The sequence below is a fragment of the Gillisia xinjiangensis genome (genome assembly GCF_046298265.1).
GTDB classification, from domain to species: Bacteria; Bacteroidota; Bacteroidia; order Flavobacteriales; family Flavobacteriaceae; genus Gillisia; species Gillisia xinjiangensis.
This window is the reverse complement of record NZ_JBKAHK010000002.1, coordinates 268,028-283,921: the sequence shown is the minus strand read 5'-3', so window position 1 is coordinate 283,921 and position 15,894 is coordinate 268,028. Positions and strand designations below refer to the sequence as shown.

13 protein-coding genes are annotated in these 15,894 nt (G+C 37.8%); 6 read left to right on the top strand and 7 right to left on the bottom strand.

The window, feature by feature from the left end; all coding sequences use genetic code 11:
- Positions 1-58: 58 nt before the first annotated feature.
- From ACKGJN_RS02380 to ACKGJN_RS02370, 3 genes are all read right to left on the bottom strand, one after another.
- On the bottom strand, positions 59-1,441 hold the full coding sequence (locus ACKGJN_RS02380; protein WP_409537823.1) for an OmpA family protein: 1,383 nt from the start codon (positions 1,439-1,441) through the stop codon (positions 59-61).
- Positions 1,442-1,687: 246 nt separating this feature from the next.
- Positions 1,688-2,881, bottom strand: coding sequence for a glycine C-acetyltransferase (gene kbl / locus ACKGJN_RS02375; protein WP_409537822.1), 1,194 nt, complete (start codon positions 2,879-2,881; stop codon positions 1,688-1,690).
- Between the two features lie 33 nt (positions 2,882-2,914).
- A complete protein-coding gene (locus ACKGJN_RS02370; protein WP_409537821.1) occupies positions 2,915-6,049 on the bottom strand; it encodes a UvrD-helicase domain-containing protein in 3,135 nt (1,044 codons plus the stop codon).
- A gap of 163 nt (positions 6,050-6,212) precedes the next feature.
- Between ACKGJN_RS02370 and ACKGJN_RS02365 the strand changes: the two genes are divergently transcribed.
- Positions 6,213-6,821: a superoxide dismutase gene (locus ACKGJN_RS02365; protein WP_409537820.1), complete on the top strand. Its 609-nt coding sequence runs from the start codon at positions 6,213-6,215 to the stop codon at positions 6,819-6,821.
- 462 nt (positions 6,822-7,283) lie between these two features.
- Here ACKGJN_RS02365 and ACKGJN_RS02360 read toward each other — a convergent pair whose 3' ends face one another.
- The 4 genes from ACKGJN_RS02360 to purN all read right to left on the bottom strand — a co-directional run bounded on the left by ACKGJN_RS02360 (position 7,284) and on the right by purN (position 11,340).
- Positions 7,284-9,182: an amidophosphoribosyltransferase gene (locus tag ACKGJN_RS02360; protein WP_409537819.1), complete on the bottom strand. Its 1,899-nt coding sequence runs from the start codon at positions 9,180-9,182 to the stop codon at positions 7,284-7,286.
- Between the two features lie 63 nt (positions 9,183-9,245).
- On the bottom strand, positions 9,246-10,184 hold the full coding sequence (locus ACKGJN_RS02355; protein WP_409537818.1) for a PfkB family carbohydrate kinase: 939 nt from the start codon (positions 10,182-10,184) through the stop codon (positions 9,246-9,248).
- 93 nt (positions 10,185-10,277) lie between these two features.
- Positions 10,278-10,745, bottom strand: a complete 468-nt coding sequence (gene rnhA, locus ACKGJN_RS02350; protein ID WP_409537817.1) for a ribonuclease HI — start codon at positions 10,743-10,745, stop codon at positions 10,278-10,280.
- Positions 10,738-11,340, bottom strand: a complete 603-nt coding sequence (purN, locus tag ACKGJN_RS02345) for a phosphoribosylglycinamide formyltransferase (protein WP_409537816.1) — start codon at positions 11,338-11,340, stop codon at positions 10,738-10,740. Before purN ends, rnhA begins: the two co-directional genes overlap by 8 nt.
- Positions 11,341-11,487: 147 nt before the next feature.
- Here purN and ACKGJN_RS02340 point away from each other — a divergent pair, with 147 nt between their 5' ends.
- The 5 genes from ACKGJN_RS02340 to pyk all read left to right on the top strand — a co-directional run bounded on the left by ACKGJN_RS02340 (position 11,488) and on the right by pyk (position 15,751).
- A complete protein-coding gene (locus ACKGJN_RS02340) occupies positions 11,488-11,724 on the top strand; it encodes an acyl carrier protein (RefSeq protein ID WP_006988954.1) in 237 nt (78 codons plus the stop codon).
- Between the two features lie 6 nt (positions 11,725-11,730).
- Complete coding sequence (gene fabF / locus ACKGJN_RS02335; protein WP_409537815.1) at positions 11,731-12,984, top strand: beta-ketoacyl-ACP synthase II; 1,254 nt, start codon at positions 11,731-11,733, stop codon at positions 12,982-12,984.
- Positions 12,985-12,990: 6 nt separating this feature from the next.
- Entirely contained in the window at positions 12,991-13,725 is a 735-nt protein-coding gene (gene rnc, locus ACKGJN_RS02330) for a ribonuclease III (RefSeq protein WP_409537814.1), read from the top strand.
- Positions 13,726-13,835: 110 nt separating this feature from the next.
- A complete protein-coding gene (locus tag ACKGJN_RS02325) occupies positions 13,836-14,321 on the top strand; it encodes an IPExxxVDY family protein (RefSeq protein ID WP_409537813.1) in 486 nt (161 codons plus the stop codon).
- A complete protein-coding gene (gene pyk, locus ACKGJN_RS02320) occupies positions 14,321-15,751 on the top strand; it encodes a pyruvate kinase (protein ID WP_409537812.1) in 1,431 nt (476 codons plus the stop codon). Before ACKGJN_RS02325 ends, pyk begins: the two co-directional genes overlap by 1 nt.
- The last annotated feature ends 143 nt before the right edge of the window (positions 15,752-15,894 follow it).

The window sequence follows — 15,894 nt, the reverse complement described above, 5'->3', positions numbered from 1 at the left end:
AAAGTTTGAACCTTTTACTTGCATTAAATGCAGAAGTAGTGTTGGTTTTATTTTTTCTTTATTGAGCTTTTTTAACTTCTTTATCTTTATCCAAAGAGATTTCAACTCTTCTGTTATCCTGTCTTCCTGCAGCAGTATTGTTTGTTGCAATTGGTCTGGCTTCTCCATAACCTTCAGAAGTTAATCTGCTGGCTGGAATTCCCTTAGAAATAAGGTATTCTCTTACTGAAGCAGCACGTTCTTTAGATAGTTTCAGGTTGTACTCGTCGCTACCCTGACTATCGGTATGTCCACCAATGTGGAAAATAGTGCTGGAATACTCGTGCATAATTTCGTGGATTGCATCAAGAGCATCTCGAGACTCAGCTCTAATTGTAGCTTTGTTAAGGTCAAACAAAACTGTTTTAGAATATTCGTTCAATTCTTTGATCACTTCAGCAGATACTTCAGGACATCCATTATTAGCTACAGTACCTGCAACATCTGGACATTCGTCATCTTTATCTAATACACCGTCACCATCTCTATCAGGCCAAGGACATCCTTTGTTAGCTTTAGGACCAGCTACATTAGGACATTCATCTTCACTATCTTTTACTCCATCGCCATCAGCATCAGGACATCCATTCATTGCGGCAAGACCTGCAACTGTAGGACATTCGTCTTTAGGATCTGGAATTCCATCGCCATCTGTATCAGGACATCCATCAAATTGGGCTAAACCAGCTACCATAGGACAAGCATCTTTACGATCTTCAATTCCATCACCGTCAGAATCAGGACAACCGTTAAATTCAGCTAAACCTGGAGTTTCAGGACATTCGTCATCTTTATCGTAGATTCCGTCGCCATCTGTATCTTTTCCACCAAATATAAATTTAATACCTGCAGCATGTTGAAAGTGCTTTGGGTTTTCGTCTTCAAAAGCATATTTGTAAGTAGATTGAAGATTTAGAGCGATGTTATCTGAAAACCAGAAGTTAAAACCAAGAGTTCCGTTTAAAGTACCAAAACCTTCTTCGTCTAACCAGGTATATCCACCACCGGCTCCTAAGAATGGATCAAACCATCCGTCATTCAATGCTGCTCTAAGGCTGTAATTCAAAGCTCCGTCTAATGCATAGTATGATAAATCATCTACGCTAGAATCACCAAATTTATCGATTTGGTTTACAGAACCAGCTGCTTCAAATACGAATCCACCACCAATATATCTGCCTACAGATAGTCTTGAAACGGAAGGAAGAATATTCCAGTGGTCACCCACGTTGAAAAAATCCTCACCAAAATCTCCATTAGGAGCATCTTCTCCGGTAGGGAAGGTGTCAACCGCGTTTACGCCAATACCAATGGCCCAAGGGTTGTTTGCGTCCTGAGCCTGTACTGAAGTAAGGCCAAAGACTAACAATGAAGCTAATAAAAATCTGCTAAGATGTTTCATATCTGTTATTTAATTTTTTGTGTTAATTGAAGCAAAAGTATACGCAAAATCGATATTTACAAAGACAAATATAATAAAGTTTTCTTAATTAAGCGCGATAATGCCCTATTTTCAAGGGTTTGTTTGGTTTTAGGATGCGTTTAGCCCTTAAATGTCAGGAAGTAACACACTGTTTTTTTACATTTTTCCGCCAAAATTTTTATAAAGACCGAAATAATTTAACAATTACCAGCAATTTTGTGAAAACTATATCACTCCCAATTCTTTCCCAATTTTTGTAAATGCCTGAATTGCCTTGTCCAAATGAGATTTATCATGAGCTGCTGAAAGTTGCACTCTAATGCGTGCTTTGCCTTTGGGAACAACCGGAAAGAAAAACCCGATCACATAAATACCTTCTTCCAGTAATTTATCTGCCATATCCTGAGATAGTTTGGCATCGTGAAGCATTACCGGAACAATAGCGGAGTCTCCATCTATTATATCAAAACCGGCAGCTTTGATCCCCTTCTTGAAATATTTGGTGTTTTCCTCCAGCTTGTCCCTTAGGCTGGTATCTCCTTTCAGCATTTCAAACACTTTTAAGGATGCGCCTACAATTGCAGGGGCAAGGGAATTTGAGAACAAATAAGGTCTGGATCTTTGACGAAGCAAATCTATTATCTCCTTTTTTCCGGTGGTATAACCGCCCATTGCACCCCCAAGTGCTTTTCCCAAGGTTCCGGTTATGATATCTATTCTTCCCAAAGCATTCTTTTCTTCCATAGTGCCAATTCCGGTTTTTCCTATAAAACCGGTGGCATGACACTCATCTACCATCACCAGGGCATCATATTTATCGGCCAGATCACAAATTTCGTCCAGTGGTGCCAAAAGTCCGTCCATGGAGAATACCCCATCTGTAACGATCAATTTAAAACGTGCGCCTTTTTCATTTGCGGCGATCAATTGTTTTTCCAAATCGTCCATATTCCCGTTCTCATAGCGAAATCTTGCCGCTTTACATAATCGCACTCCATCTATTATGGACGCGTGGTTGAGGGAATCGGAAATTATTGCATCTTCTGCGGATAACAAGGGTTCAAAAATTCCTCCGTTAGCATCAAAACAAGCGGCATACAGGATAGTATCATCTGTTCCGTAGAAATCTGCAATGGTCTTTTCAAGGTCTTTATGGATATCCTGGGTACCACATATAAAGCGAACACTGGACATTCCAAAACCGTGGGTATCCAGCGTGTCTTTTGCCGCTTTAATAACTTCAGGGTGTGAGGATAGCCCCAGGTAATTATTCGCACAAAAATTGATCACCTCCTGTCCTGTGGAAATTTTGATGACAGCTCCCTGGGGGGAAGTAATTATGCGTTCTTTTTTGTAAAGGCCATCCTCCTTAATTTGATCTATTTCTTTTTGTAAATGTTCTTTTATTGCTCCGTACATATTTTCTGTTTTTTTTACAAAATTAATCATCTTTTACACAAAAGTGAGGTTCACCTCTTCATTTATATAAATCAATACTTTATCAATCACTTCAAAATTCATCAAAGAAAGCACCTCGGCATACTGGTTCATCTGGGCTATATGACTATCGCTTACATTTCCGGTTTTATAATCCATGATAGTAACCAGGTTTCCATCAAAGATCAATCTATCCGGCCTTAAAAGTTCTCCATCCGGACTTATAATATCCCGTTCCCGGTAAATTTTTGATTCCTTCAAAAAATAAGGACTTAATTTAGGATGGTAGACTACCTGCAATAGAATTTCTTTTATTTTTGCTAAATCCTTCTGATCCAGGTTTTCTTTTTCTGAAAATTTTTCTAAAGCAGATTGAATATCTTCCGAGCTATCTATTTCAGAAAGAATATCATGGATCAAATTTCCTCTTTTAATAGCTTCTTCCCTGGCCGATCCCCATATAGCGCCCGAATTGGTCATCAATTTCACGGCATTTGACGTTGTGGGGGAGGAATAGTACTTTTCCTGGCGAATTGTTTCAGCAGCTATTTCCTTCTTATAACTGGTAAGTTCTTTAGTTCCAAACTCATAAACCTTGCTTTCATTCCACAGTTGCAATGATTTTAAAAAACCAATCAATAATCCTGACACCTTTTTTTCATCTTCTTCTCCTTTGCTGTTCAGCTCATAATTTGAGATGACGTATAATTGTTGAGAAGCCCTAGTAAATGCCACATACAGGATATTGATGTTGTCAAATTCGGTTTGATCTACCCGCTCCTGGAAAGCTGCCGCCTCAAATTCACCCCAATTCTTCATCTTTTCTGAAGCTTTTAAGTATCCCACGGGAATATCATCAAGATTTTCCGGCAGCGGAACCCAAAGATAATCGCGGCTTACATCCCTTAATTTTGTATTGGCGAACGGATAGATCACCACCGGAAATTCCAGTCCTTTGGATTTATGAATGGTCATGATTTGAACCGCATGTTCGGTTTTTGGAGCAACAATGCTCAATTTTCCTGCTTCCTGTTCCCAAAGTTCCAGATACGCCGGAATTCCTGTGAAGTTTTTTGAGGTTTTCTCAAAGATAAAATCCATGTAAAACTGAAGGTATGCATCCGATTTTTCAATAAGTGAAAAACTCCTGATGATATATTCTGCCGCTTCATAAAGCGTTAAAACCTTCAGTTTTGAAAGATTAAAATAGATATCATATTCTTTTAACCAATCAAAAAACTGGTTGCCATCATATCCCAGATTTTGTTCGAGATGCCTATGCGGATTTTCAATATTCAGTTTATTATTGAGATAGTTTAATATTTTCCATTTTAAATTTTTATCCTCATTGGTCAATGAAAACTCAAAAATGGTGTTGATGAAATTAACTTCGGGAGAGTTTGAAACCAGCAAGGATTCTGAAGAAACTATTGAAATTCCCTGTTCGCTTAAATAGTGTGCTATAGCAAAACTCTGACTTCGGGTTCGGGTCAACACACAAATATCACTTTTTGTCATTCCCTGGCTTTCCAGATCTTTAACTATTTCAAAAACCCGTTCTGGTTGAAGTTTCAGTTCTTCCTCTTTATTTTCGGCTTCCATAAAAGAGATGTTCACATAGCCCGGTAATTCCTTTATAACCTTTTGCGAACTGGACTTAAATAATTCACTGTAAACAGGGTTTTCAAATTTTCCTGATACAAATTCAAAAAATGAATTGTTGAATTCCACTATTTTTTCGGCACTTCTGTAATTATTTGGCAGGTTAATAATATTTTTTTTTGTGGCAAAAGGGTTTTGTTCGGCATAAAGATCTATGAATTGTTCTGCCTTGCCACCCCGGAACCTATAGATGGATTGTTTGGCATCTCCAACAATGGTACAAGTTGCATGTTCATTATTTAAATGTTCACTGGAGAGCGCGTGATCTATTAAGGGGATAATATTTTGCCATTGCATCTCCGAGGTATCCTGAAACTCATCTATAAAATAATTTTTGTAGCGTTCCCCCAGTCTTTCATATATAAAAGGAGCGGGTTGCTGCTTGATCTCTGCAGCGATTGTTGGATTAAAATCTGAAATTAATACCAGGGAGCGCTCTTTTTTGATATTTTCAATTTCTGCTGAAATTTCGCTTAGTAAGGAGAGCGGGTTTAAATTTTTGATAATTTCTTTTAAATATTCCCTTCTGAAAATCCCTGCTCTGGAAGTTTGAAAAAGCAGTATTATTTGCGACTGATATAGATCCAGAATTGCTTTTTTATCTACCGGAACTGCTTTGGAATAAAGTGGTTTATCCTGAATTTCCTCCTGCCATTTAGCGCCAAACGGACCTGAATAATCCTTCGACCGGATTTTTTCGAAATATTTAAAGAGGTACCCTCCATTAAAATTTGATTTTTCCAGATCTTCCAGATCAATCAGTTCAAAAAAACCTTCTGCCGTATCGGTGATAATTTTCTCGGTTGCTAATACTTCTGCTTTTAACTTTTTTGAAAATTCTTCAAAATCCTGTAAAGTCTTACCTTTTAAAAGCGCGACATATTTTTGATGATTTTCCTGTGTGAGCAATGCCGAAAATTCAAAAAGATCCTTCGAAATATCCCAGCTTTTATCATCATCGGCCTTTGAAAGTGTATAATTAAGCAGCGCTTTGGTGAGTTTTTTATCCTCTCCGGTACGGCTTATGACCCTGTCCACAGCTTCTTTTAGAACCTGTTTTATATTCAATTCCACTTCAAAATTAACAGGGATCCCAAGATCTTTTGCGAAAGACCGGATAATTTTATGAGTAAACCTGTCTATAGTGGAAATATCAAATGCGGCATAATTATGCAGGATGCTTTTTAGAATTTTTCTTGATTTCAAGTTGATTTCAGGGGCAGTCATGCCTGTTTCCTTTACCAAATCGGTTAGTAAATTTTTGGAATTTTCAGGGCATTCCTCCTGTGCCAAAGCATTCAAATTAAGGATTACCCTGGATTTCATTTCAGCAACCGCCTTGTTGGTAAAGGTGATGGCAAGAATATTTTTATAGGAATCGTTTTTTACGTCATTAAAAAGCAATAAAAGATATTGCTTTACCAGGGTATAGGTTTTTCCGGAACCAGCAGATGCATTATAAACGGTAAAAGTGTTCGGGGTATTCAATATTTGATTTTTTAGAAGGTTTGGGAGTGTAGCTATAAATTTTAAACCAGGCCTCTATAAATACAATCTTTAAGTAATTTATAACACAAAAATATTTTTAATAATAGGCTTAATACTTAAATTTGGGAAAAATGATTAAATAATAACAAAAATAAACATAATTATGGCTTTTGAATTACCAAAATTAAAATATGCTTTCGATGCACTAGAACCTAATATAGATGCAAAAACAATGGAAATTCACCACGGGAAACATCACGCTGGTTACACTTCCAAATTGAATGCTGCCATTGAAGGGACAGATCACGAAGGTAAAACTATAGAGAATATTCTTAAAAACCTTGATAAAGGCAATGCTGCCGTTAGAAATAATGGAGGAGGTTATTATAATCATACTTTATTTTGGGAGATCATGTCTCCAGATGGTGGAGGAAAACCTGAAGGGGATTTGGCGAAAGCTATAGATGCAGCCTTTGGATCTTTTGATGCCTTTAAGGATGAATTCTCCAAAGCGGCTGCAGGACAATTTGGTTCAGGTTGGGCTTGGTTATGCGTTCACGAGGGAGGAAAGGTTGAAATTTGTTCCACTCCAAATCAGGATAATCCGTTAATGCCGGGTGTTGGATGTGGCGGAGTTCCTGTTCTAGGAATTGATGTTTGGGAACACGCATATTATTTGCATTATCAAAATAAACGTCCGGAATATATCGAAGCATTTTTTAATGTTATAGACTGGAAAGAAGTTGCATCCCGATATGCGAAAGAAAAATAGATAAGAAAAGTTATTGAAGAAGGCCTGCTACATTTGTGGCGGGCTTTTTTTTTTATTAAAAATGAAAAAAGGCGGACGAGCGTCCACCTTTTTTGCCCCAAATCTACCATATACTTAACCTACTTATGCAATGGTGAACGCAATATATTAAATAATATTCAGGAAAAAAAAGGTTTTAGCTAAACGGCATATATATAAGTCATACGCTACTTAAAGCTTATTTTTTAAGAAGATTTTTGGAATAAATGACAGGGAATTCTTAGAATTTATTGGACATAAAAAAAGGCAGACGAGAGTCCACCTTTTTTTGCCCCAAATCTACCATGAACTTAACCTACTTATGCTATGGTTCTGCTAATATATATGAAACCATCATACCGGCAAACACTTTTAGATGAACTACCCGTTTATTAGTTGAAAGGCACTTTTTATAATTATTTCTAATAAATCGTAAGAAGAAAATTAGTAGGCTCTGTCCTTACTCCCTTCATAAAAATTTATAAAAGCCCTGTTAACAACCCTGTTTCCACCAAAAGTAGGATAATCTCCGGTAAAATACCAGTCGCCTAAATTCTTAGGACAGGCTTTATGGAGGTTTTCCACCGTTTGGTAGATAACGTGAACTTCGGTTTCAACCTCCGGCTCACTTAATAATTCTGCAATTTTATCTGAAATCTCCTGATCTTTAAACGGTGCGTAAATCTCTGTAACGAAATTTTGAACTTCTTCATCTTCCAGTTCCACTTGTTTTTTACATTTTTCATAAACAGAATCCACGATATGGTATTGATTTGTGTCTTCCAGCAAGGCAAGAGCAGCTTTAAATGCAATAAAGTCCTCCAGGCGTGCCATATCAATTCCGTAGCAATCGGGATATCGAATTTGAGGAGCAGAGGAAACCACGATTAATTTTTTGGGGTTTAGTCTGTCCATCATTTTTATAATGCTCTTTTTAAGGGTTGTTCCTCTAACAATACTGTCATCTATAATCACAAGATTGTCTGTTGGTTTTACCACCCCGTAGGTAACATCGTATACGTGGGCTACTAGATCATCCCTGCTGCTGTCCTCAGTAATAAAGGTGCGAAGTTTTACATCTTTAATGGCGATCTTTTCTGTTCTTAGTCTATGTGCAAGAATTTCCTGCAGGCGTTCATCTGTAAGGGTTTCTTTTTCCTCCAGGATCGCCTGGTTTTTTTGTTTATTCAGTTCATCCTGTGCTGCTTCCACCATTCCGTAGAAAGAAGTTTCAGCCGTATTGGGAATAAATGAAAATACAGTATTTACCGTATCGTGATCAATGCTTTTTAATACTTCAGGCATTAGTAATCTACCAAGCATTTTTCGCTCATTATATATTTCTGCATCACTTCCGCGTGAGAAATATATCCGTTCAAAAGAACAAGCTTTTCTTTCCAGGGGCTCCAGTATCTGGGTAATATTAACTTCTCCACTCTTTTTGGTGATAATGGCATGTCCCGGATCGAGTTCTTTTACGTCATCAAACTTCACGTTGAAAACGGTTTGGATAACAGGTCTTTCTGAAGCTACTACTACAACTTCATCATCCTGGTAATAATAAGCCGGCCGGATGCCTGAAGGATCACGTAACACAAAGGAATCTCCATGACCTAACAAGCCCGCCATAGCATAACCGCCGTCCCAGTTTTTAGCCGATTTTCTTAAAATTTTACCGACATTTAATCTTTCCGCGATCAAAGGTGAAGCCTGCACTTTGGTATATCCTTCGTGCTTGAGCTTTTTGTATAATTTTCGAACTGCATCATCTAAAAAATGACCAATTTTTTCCATCACCGTAACCGTATCTGCACGTTCTTTGGGATGTTGGCCTAATTCTACCAGATTATTGAAAAGTTGAGAAACGTTGGTCATATTGAAATTCCCGGCCACGATAAGGTTTCGGTGCATCCAGTTATTTTGGCGTAAAAAAGGATGAACACTCTCAATGCTGTTTTTACCAAAGGTTCCATAGCGTACGTGGCCTAAGTACAATTCTCCTATGTAAGGTATATGTTTTTTTTGAAGGCCAACGTCGTTTGCATACTCGGGATGTTCTCCAATCTCTTCATTTATACGCTCATTTATTTGTTTGAAAATATCCTGAATAGGCTGTGCTGCATTGGAACGTACCCTGCTTATATAGCGATCTCCGGGAATAGTATTTAATTTAATACTGGCAAAACCTGCACCATCCTGTCCGCGGTTGTGCTGTTTTTCCATCATTAAATACATTTTATTTACGCCGTAAAATGCCGTACCGTATTTTTCTTTGTAGAATTCTAAGGGTTTTAATAGTCGGATAAGTGCAATTCCACACTCATGTTTAATAGCATCGCTCATAGTAAATTCCTTTCGGATTCAAGTGGGTTAATGGTATACTTTGTCACAAAAAAAGTCCAATAATTACAGGACTTTTTTTGGTGTTAATTCTATATCGAATTGGGTTAAATTCTCAAATTCTCTTAAACGTAATTGAATATCTTTCCTGGTAAGGGTTTCCATTCTTTCTGTCCCGAATTTTTCCACACAGAAGGAGGCAAGTGTAGAGCCGTAAATAACTGCATTTTTCATATTCTCAAATGAAATATCTCCTGTTTTTACCAAGTGGCCAATAAATCCTCCGGCAAAAGTATCCCCTGCACCGGTAGGATCAAAAACTTCTTCCAGCGGAAGTGCAGGAGCAAAGAAAATTTGTTCTTCATGAAAAAGAAGGGCTCCGTGTTCCCCTTTTTTTATAACTACATAATCAGGTCCCATTCCCTCTATTTTCCGGGCTGCTTTTACCAGCGAATGTTCTCCGGTAAGCTGTCTTGCCTCTTCATCATTGATGGTGATTACATCTACTTTTTTGATAACTTTTAAAAGATCGTCCCAGGCATTATCCATCCAGAAATTCATCGTATCCAAAACCACAAGTTTTGGATTATCAACCTGTTCCAGCACACTTAGCTGAACCAATGGATGCAAATTCCCAAGCATGACCATTTCCGCATCTTTATAGGCGGCAGGAACAACAGGGTTAAAATCTGCCAGTACATTTAATTGAGTTTCCAGGGTGTCACGGCTATTTAAATCATTATGGTATTTCCCACTCCAAAAAAACGTTTTTCCTCCTTGTACTATTTCTATACCTTCAATAGCTATATTCTTAGATGTTAAAAGGTTTAAATGATCTTGCGGAAAATCATCTCCAACAATGGATACTATAGCGTTGTCTATTTCAAATTGGGCAGAAGAGAGGCCGATGTAGGTTGCGGCACCTCCAAGAATTTTATCGGTTTTGCCAAATGGGGTTTCAATTGCATCGAAGGCTACTGTGCCTACTATCAATAATTTACTCATAATACGGTTTCAAATTTGTGGCGCAAAGGTACGGTTTGTTTTTCAAGACCTTTGGTTGATTTTCAAAATTTAACTAAATCAAAAAGGTCTGTTTTATTCGTCTTTAAATCCTTGGTCAATGAGTAAACGGGATTTTTTAGATGCTTCTACGGCGAGGATGTCGCAGCGTTCATTTTGAGTATGATTGTTATGACCTTTAATCCATTTAAAATCTACTTTATGTTTTCTGAATTCAATTAAAAATTCCTTCCATAAATCTGAATTTTTCCGATCCTTAAAACCTTTTTTTTCCCAGTTAAAAACCCAGCCTTTTTTCACTGAATCCACCACGTATTTTGAATCTGTAAAAACCAACACCGAAGTACCGGGGTTTTTCAACTTTTTTAATGCTTCAGTTACTGCCAATAATTCCATCCGGTTGTTGGTGGTGTGCTTAAAGCCCTGGGCAAATTCTTTTTTATAAGGTTTACCAACCCATTCCATGACTATGCCATAGCCACCGGGCCCGGGATTTCCCCTGGCAGCTCCATCGGTATAAATGTGAACGTCCGGCTTAATCAATGGCTTTATTTTCTAGAAGGTTTTTAATCACTTCGGGAAAATGCAGGTATTCCAACTCGTGAATCTTTTCGGCTAAACTTTTAGGAGTATCATTTGGAGAAACCGGAATAGAGGTTTGAAAAATGGTTTGGCCTTCATCATAATTTTCATTTACATAATGTATGGTAATTCCCGTTTCCTGGTGTTTTTCATCGATCACCGCGTTATGTACGCGTTCTCCATACATTCCTGCGCCGCCAAAATTGGGAAGCAAAGCAGGATGAAGATTTATTACTTTTCCGGGAAAGGCCTTCAGGATTTTAGATGGAAAGAGCCATAAAAATCCGGCAAGAACAATAAGATCGGGATTGATATCCTTCAGGATATTCAAAACTTCATTGCTTTTGTAAAAGGATTCCCTGTCAAAGCAAAGGGACTTGATTTTTAAATTATGGGCGCGAGCCAAAACTTTGGCCGAAGGTTTATTTGAAAATACGGCAACCACTCTTGCCACCTCCGAATTTTGAAAATTCCGGATAATATTTTCTGCATTAGTTCCGGATCCGGAAGCAAAAACGACTATTTTTTTGGGTGATATGGTTTTTAGAGTGTTCAAAAAAGGGTCTGTTAATAATTAAAGATGGTAAAAATAAAGGCTTTAAATGAAATTTCCGTAAATTACCACCACATTTTTAAACTAAAAACCGGTTTTAAAATAAAGTTTTTTATTTTTGCCATCTAATCAAAATTAAAATAGAATATTATGTCAGACATTGCATCAAGAGTAAAAGCGATTATCGTTGACAAATTGGGAGTTGACGAGAATGAAGTGGTAAATGAAGCCAGCTTCACCAACGACTTGGGCGCCGATTCGTTAGACACTGTGGAATTGATCATGGAGTTTGAAAAAGAATTTGATATCCAGATTCCAGACGACCAGGCAGAAAACATTGCTACCGTAGGCCAGGCAATTTCTTATATCGAAAACGCAAAAGGATAGTTCTTTATGGAGTTAAAGCGAGTTGTAGTTACAGGTTTAGGGGCCTTAACACCTATAGGTAACAATGTAGAATCATATTGGAATGCCTTAATCGCCGGAAAAAGCGGTTCTGCACCCATTACGTATTTTGATGCCGAAAAATTCAAAACTAAATTCGCTTGTGAACTTAAAAATTTTGACGCCCTTGATTTTTTTGACCGCAAAGAAGCCAGAAAACTCGACAGGTTTGCACAATATGCCATAGTAGCTTCAGATGAAGCTATTAAAGATTCTGGAATAGAACTGAATGGCATTGACAAACACCGGGTTGGGGTTATTTGGGGTGCAGGAATTGGGGGATTGGAAACTTTTCAGGACGAGGTTATTAATTTTGCCACCGGCGATGGAACGCCTCGTTTTAATCCGTTTTTTATTCCTAAAATGATAGCAGATATTGCCCCGGGCAATATTTCCATACGTCACGGTTTTATGGGGCCTAATTACACTACGGTTTCAGCATGTGCCTCGGCCGCCAATGCAATGTTCGATGCTTTAAATAATATCCGGTTGGGATACAGTGATATCATTGTTTCCGGCGGATCTGAAGCGGCAGTAACCAAAGCAGGAATGGGCGGATTCAATGCCATGCACGCTTTATCTACCAGAAATGAAAGTCCTGAAACGGCTTCAAGACCTTTTGATTCAACCAGGGATGGTTTCGTTTTAGGGGAAGGGGCAGGAGCTTTGATCCTGGAAGAATATGAGCATGCCAAGGCCAGGGGAGCAAAAATTTATGCTGAATTTGTTGGAGGTGGATTGTCATCAGATGCGTATCACATGACTGCTCCACATCCGGATGGAATTGGTGTAATTGCTGTGATGCAAAACAGTTTGCGCAATGCAAATTTGGTTCCGGAGGATATAGACGCTATTAATACACACGGAACTTCAACCCCATTGGGTGATGTGGCAGAACTTAAGGCCATATCCCATGTGTTTGGAGCGCATGCTAAGAATATTAATATCAATTCTACCAAATCCATGACCGGACATTTGTTGGGCGCAGCTGGAGCAATCGAAGCAATTTCTTCTATTCTTTCCATGAAACATGGAATTGTGCCCCCTACGATCAATCATGAAAATCCAGATGAGAATATTGACTCCTCTTTAAATTTAACCTTAAACAAAGCGCAAAAGCGTGATCTTAATGTGGTAATGAGCAATACATTTGGGTTTGGAGGACACAATGCCTGTGTGATTTTTAAAAAAATTGATGTATAATCCATCATGAGCGTTATTCGTAACATATTAAATTCCCGTTCTTCTAAAGGCGGGAATTTTTTTATATCAATACAAAAAATTCTGGGTTTTAAGCCTAAGGATATTGTCATTTATCAAAAAGCTTTTACCCATAGATCTCTTAACCAAAGGGATAAGGAAGGGAATGCCATCAATTTTGAAAGGCTGGAATTTCTGGGCGATGCCATGTTGGGTGCGGTAATCGCAGGCTATCTTTTTAAAACCGTTCCTGGCGGTAATGAGGGTTATCTGACAAAAATGCGCTCTAAAGTTGTTAGCAGGAAGCACTTAAACGAGCTTGGAAAAGATCTGAATCTTATAGGTCTTGTGCAAACCAACATCTCAAAGGACCAATTTGGCGCCAATATTCACGGTAATTTATTTGAAGCCCTCATAGGTGCTATTTATTGGGACAGAGGTTACAAATACTGCAAGCGTTTTATCTATGACCGGGTGATCAATCCGTATGTTGACATTGAACAACTGGAAGGAAAGGTAATTAGTTATAAAAGTTTACTGATCGAATGGTGCCAGAAAACCAAAAAGACTTTTAATTATGAGGTTTATGAAGATACCGGTAATGACGAGATAAAACATTTTGCGGTAAAGCTAAGAATCGATAAAACCGTGGTCGCAAAAGCAAGGGCTACTTCAAAGAAAAAGGCAGAAGAAAAGGCTTCAAAACGGGCATATTATGCGCTTCAGAATAGGATAGAGAATTAGAACTACAAGCTATTTTACTATAACGTTTTCGTAAAAATAACCCAAAAAACAGGCTGAAAATCTGCTAAATTGGCATTCTTATTATATCTTTATCAATTAAGTGTAAAGGTATGCTATCCCATAAGTTGATTCTGGATGATGAAGAGGAGGATTATCAACTTCTTGCAATTCATAGTTCTTTAGATGAATTTAAAATGGCTTATTTATTAAATAAGCATTTGGAGATCAATATGCGGCGATCCCGCCTAGACCTGGATTTTAACCATGGTTCTGTACTGGCCAATTATCCGCTTTATATTTTTAAAGAACCTGTGAAATACAGAAATTATTTTCTTATAAAAAATAAATACAAGGGGCCGCTGAAAAAGGTCATTAGTTCAGGATCACTATTTAATGAAGATGAAGGTATTCCTCAACTCACCTTTTTAATCCCGGAATTTAAAGAGGTAGATTTTTTCTTAAAAGTTGAAGAGGATTTTGAGCCGGAACAACTTCAAAAACTTATAAATAAGATCGCTTTTATACCAAATGTGATCACCATATATGCAGTTGATGCGAATCAACTTAAATCAAAAAATAATTTAATTTTAGAATAATGCCAGCAAATAAAAGAACAAAAATAGTAGCCACCTTAGGTCCTGCGACCAGTACAAAAGCTGTTTTAAAAGATATGCTTGAAGCCGGAGTAAATGTATTCAGGGTAAATTTCTCTCATGCAGATTATGAAGATGTGAAGGAACGCGTTCAAATGATTCGCGAATTGAATGAAGAATTTGGATATAGTGCCGCTATTCTTGCCGATTTGCAGGGTCCAAAATTGAGAGTTGGTACCATGAAGGAAGAGGTGATCGTGAACCCGGGAGATCAAATTACTTTTGTAACCGGAAAGCCTTTTAAGGGTGATGCTTCCAGGGTTTATATGAACTACGCAACTTTTCCGCAGGATGTAAAAAAAGGAGAATTAATTTTACTGGATGATGGTAAATTGATGTTCGAAATTGTGAGCACCAACCTGACAGATGAAGTTGTTACCAAAGTTATCCAGGGAGGGCCGCTAAAATCTAAAAAGGGAGTAAACCTTCCCAATACAAATATTTCTCTTCCGGCATTGACGGAAAAGGATATTAAAGACGCCATTTTCGCATGTAGTCTTGAGGTAGATTGGATGGCGCTTTCTTTTGTGCGTCAGGAAAACGACTTGATAGAACTTCAAAATCTTATAAAAGAGCATAGCGAACATAAAATTCCCATTATTGCAAAAATTGAAAAGCCGGAAGGGGTTAAAAATATTGAAAAAATTGTAGCCTATTGTGATGGTTTAATGGTAGCCCGGGGAGATTTGGGTGTGGAAATTCCTGCACAGGAGGTGCCTTTAATTCAGAAGCAATTGGTTTTACTTGCCAAAAAGGCCAGAATACCTGTTATTATAGCAACTCAAATGATGGAAACCATGATCACAAGCCTTACTCCTACAAGGGCAGAGGTAAATGACGTGGCAAATTCTGTAATGGATGGTGCAGATGCAGTGATGTTAAGTGGGGAAACTTCTGTAGGGAATTATCCGGTTCAGGTAATTCAAAAAATGGCACAAATAATTAATGCTGTAGAGAATTCACCGTTAATTAAAGTTCCGCACGACCCACCACATATTAGAACTAAACGATATATTACAAAATCTATCTGTTACCACGCAGCCATTATGGCCAATGAGATCAAGGCTAAAGCTATTTGTACCTTAACAAACAGCGGGTACACAGCTTTTCAGATCTCAGCCTGGAGACCTGAATCCAATATATTGGTTTTTACTTCCAACAGAAGAATACTTTCACAATTAAGTTTGCTGTGGGGAGTGAAAGCTTTCTTTTACGATAAATTTGTAAGTACAGATGAAACCATTGAGGACATCAATAATATAGCAAAAGATAAAGGCTATGCAGACCATGGAGATTATGTTATAAATCTTGCAGCAATGCCTATAGCTGATAAAGGTATGGTGAATACATTGAGGGTTTCTGAAATTGAATAAATCTTAGTCAAACCTGCTAACTTTTTTAAAGTTTCAACTTCAAAAAAGACCTTTACGATTATAAAATATATAATGCCACGAAACTAACGCAATGTTTGTACTTCGTGGCATATTTTTTATTAATCAAAAACCGTTAGGCGGGT

Excerpts from the sequence above, each read along its gene's own strand:
- ACKGJN_RS02380 (WP_409537823.1), bottom strand. The coding sequence starts at position 1,441 with ATGAAACATCTTAGCAGATTTTTATTAGCTTCATTGTTAGTCTTTGGC.
- kbl (WP_409537822.1), bottom strand. The coding sequence starts at position 2,881 with ATGTACGGAGCAATAAAAGAACATTTACAAAAAGAAATAGATCAAATT.
- ACKGJN_RS02365 (WP_409537820.1), top strand. The coding sequence starts at position 6,213 with ATGGCTTTTGAATTACCAAAATTAAAATATGCTTTCGATGCACTAGAA.
- ACKGJN_RS02360 (WP_409537819.1), bottom strand. The coding sequence starts at position 9,182 with ATGAGCGATGCTATTAAACATGAGTGTGGAATTGCACTTATCCGACTA.
- ACKGJN_RS02355 (WP_409537818.1), bottom strand. The coding sequence starts at position 10,184 with ATGAGTAAATTATTGATAGTAGGCACAGTAGCCTTCGATGCAATTGAA.
- ACKGJN_RS02340 (WP_006988954.1), top strand. The coding sequence starts at position 11,488 with ATGTCAGACATTGCATCAAGAGTAAAAGCGATTATCGTTGACAAATTG.
- fabF (WP_409537815.1), top strand. The coding sequence starts at position 11,731 with ATGGAGTTAAAGCGAGTTGTAGTTACAGGTTTAGGGGCCTTAACACCT.
- rnc (WP_409537814.1), top strand. The coding sequence starts at position 12,991 with ATGAGCGTTATTCGTAACATATTAAATTCCCGTTCTTCTAAAGGCGGG.
- ACKGJN_RS02325 (WP_409537813.1), top strand. The coding sequence starts at position 13,836 with ATGCTATCCCATAAGTTGATTCTGGATGATGAAGAGGAGGATTATCAA.
- pyk (WP_409537812.1), top strand. The coding sequence starts at position 14,321 with ATGCCAGCAAATAAAAGAACAAAAATAGTAGCCACCTTAGGTCCTGCG.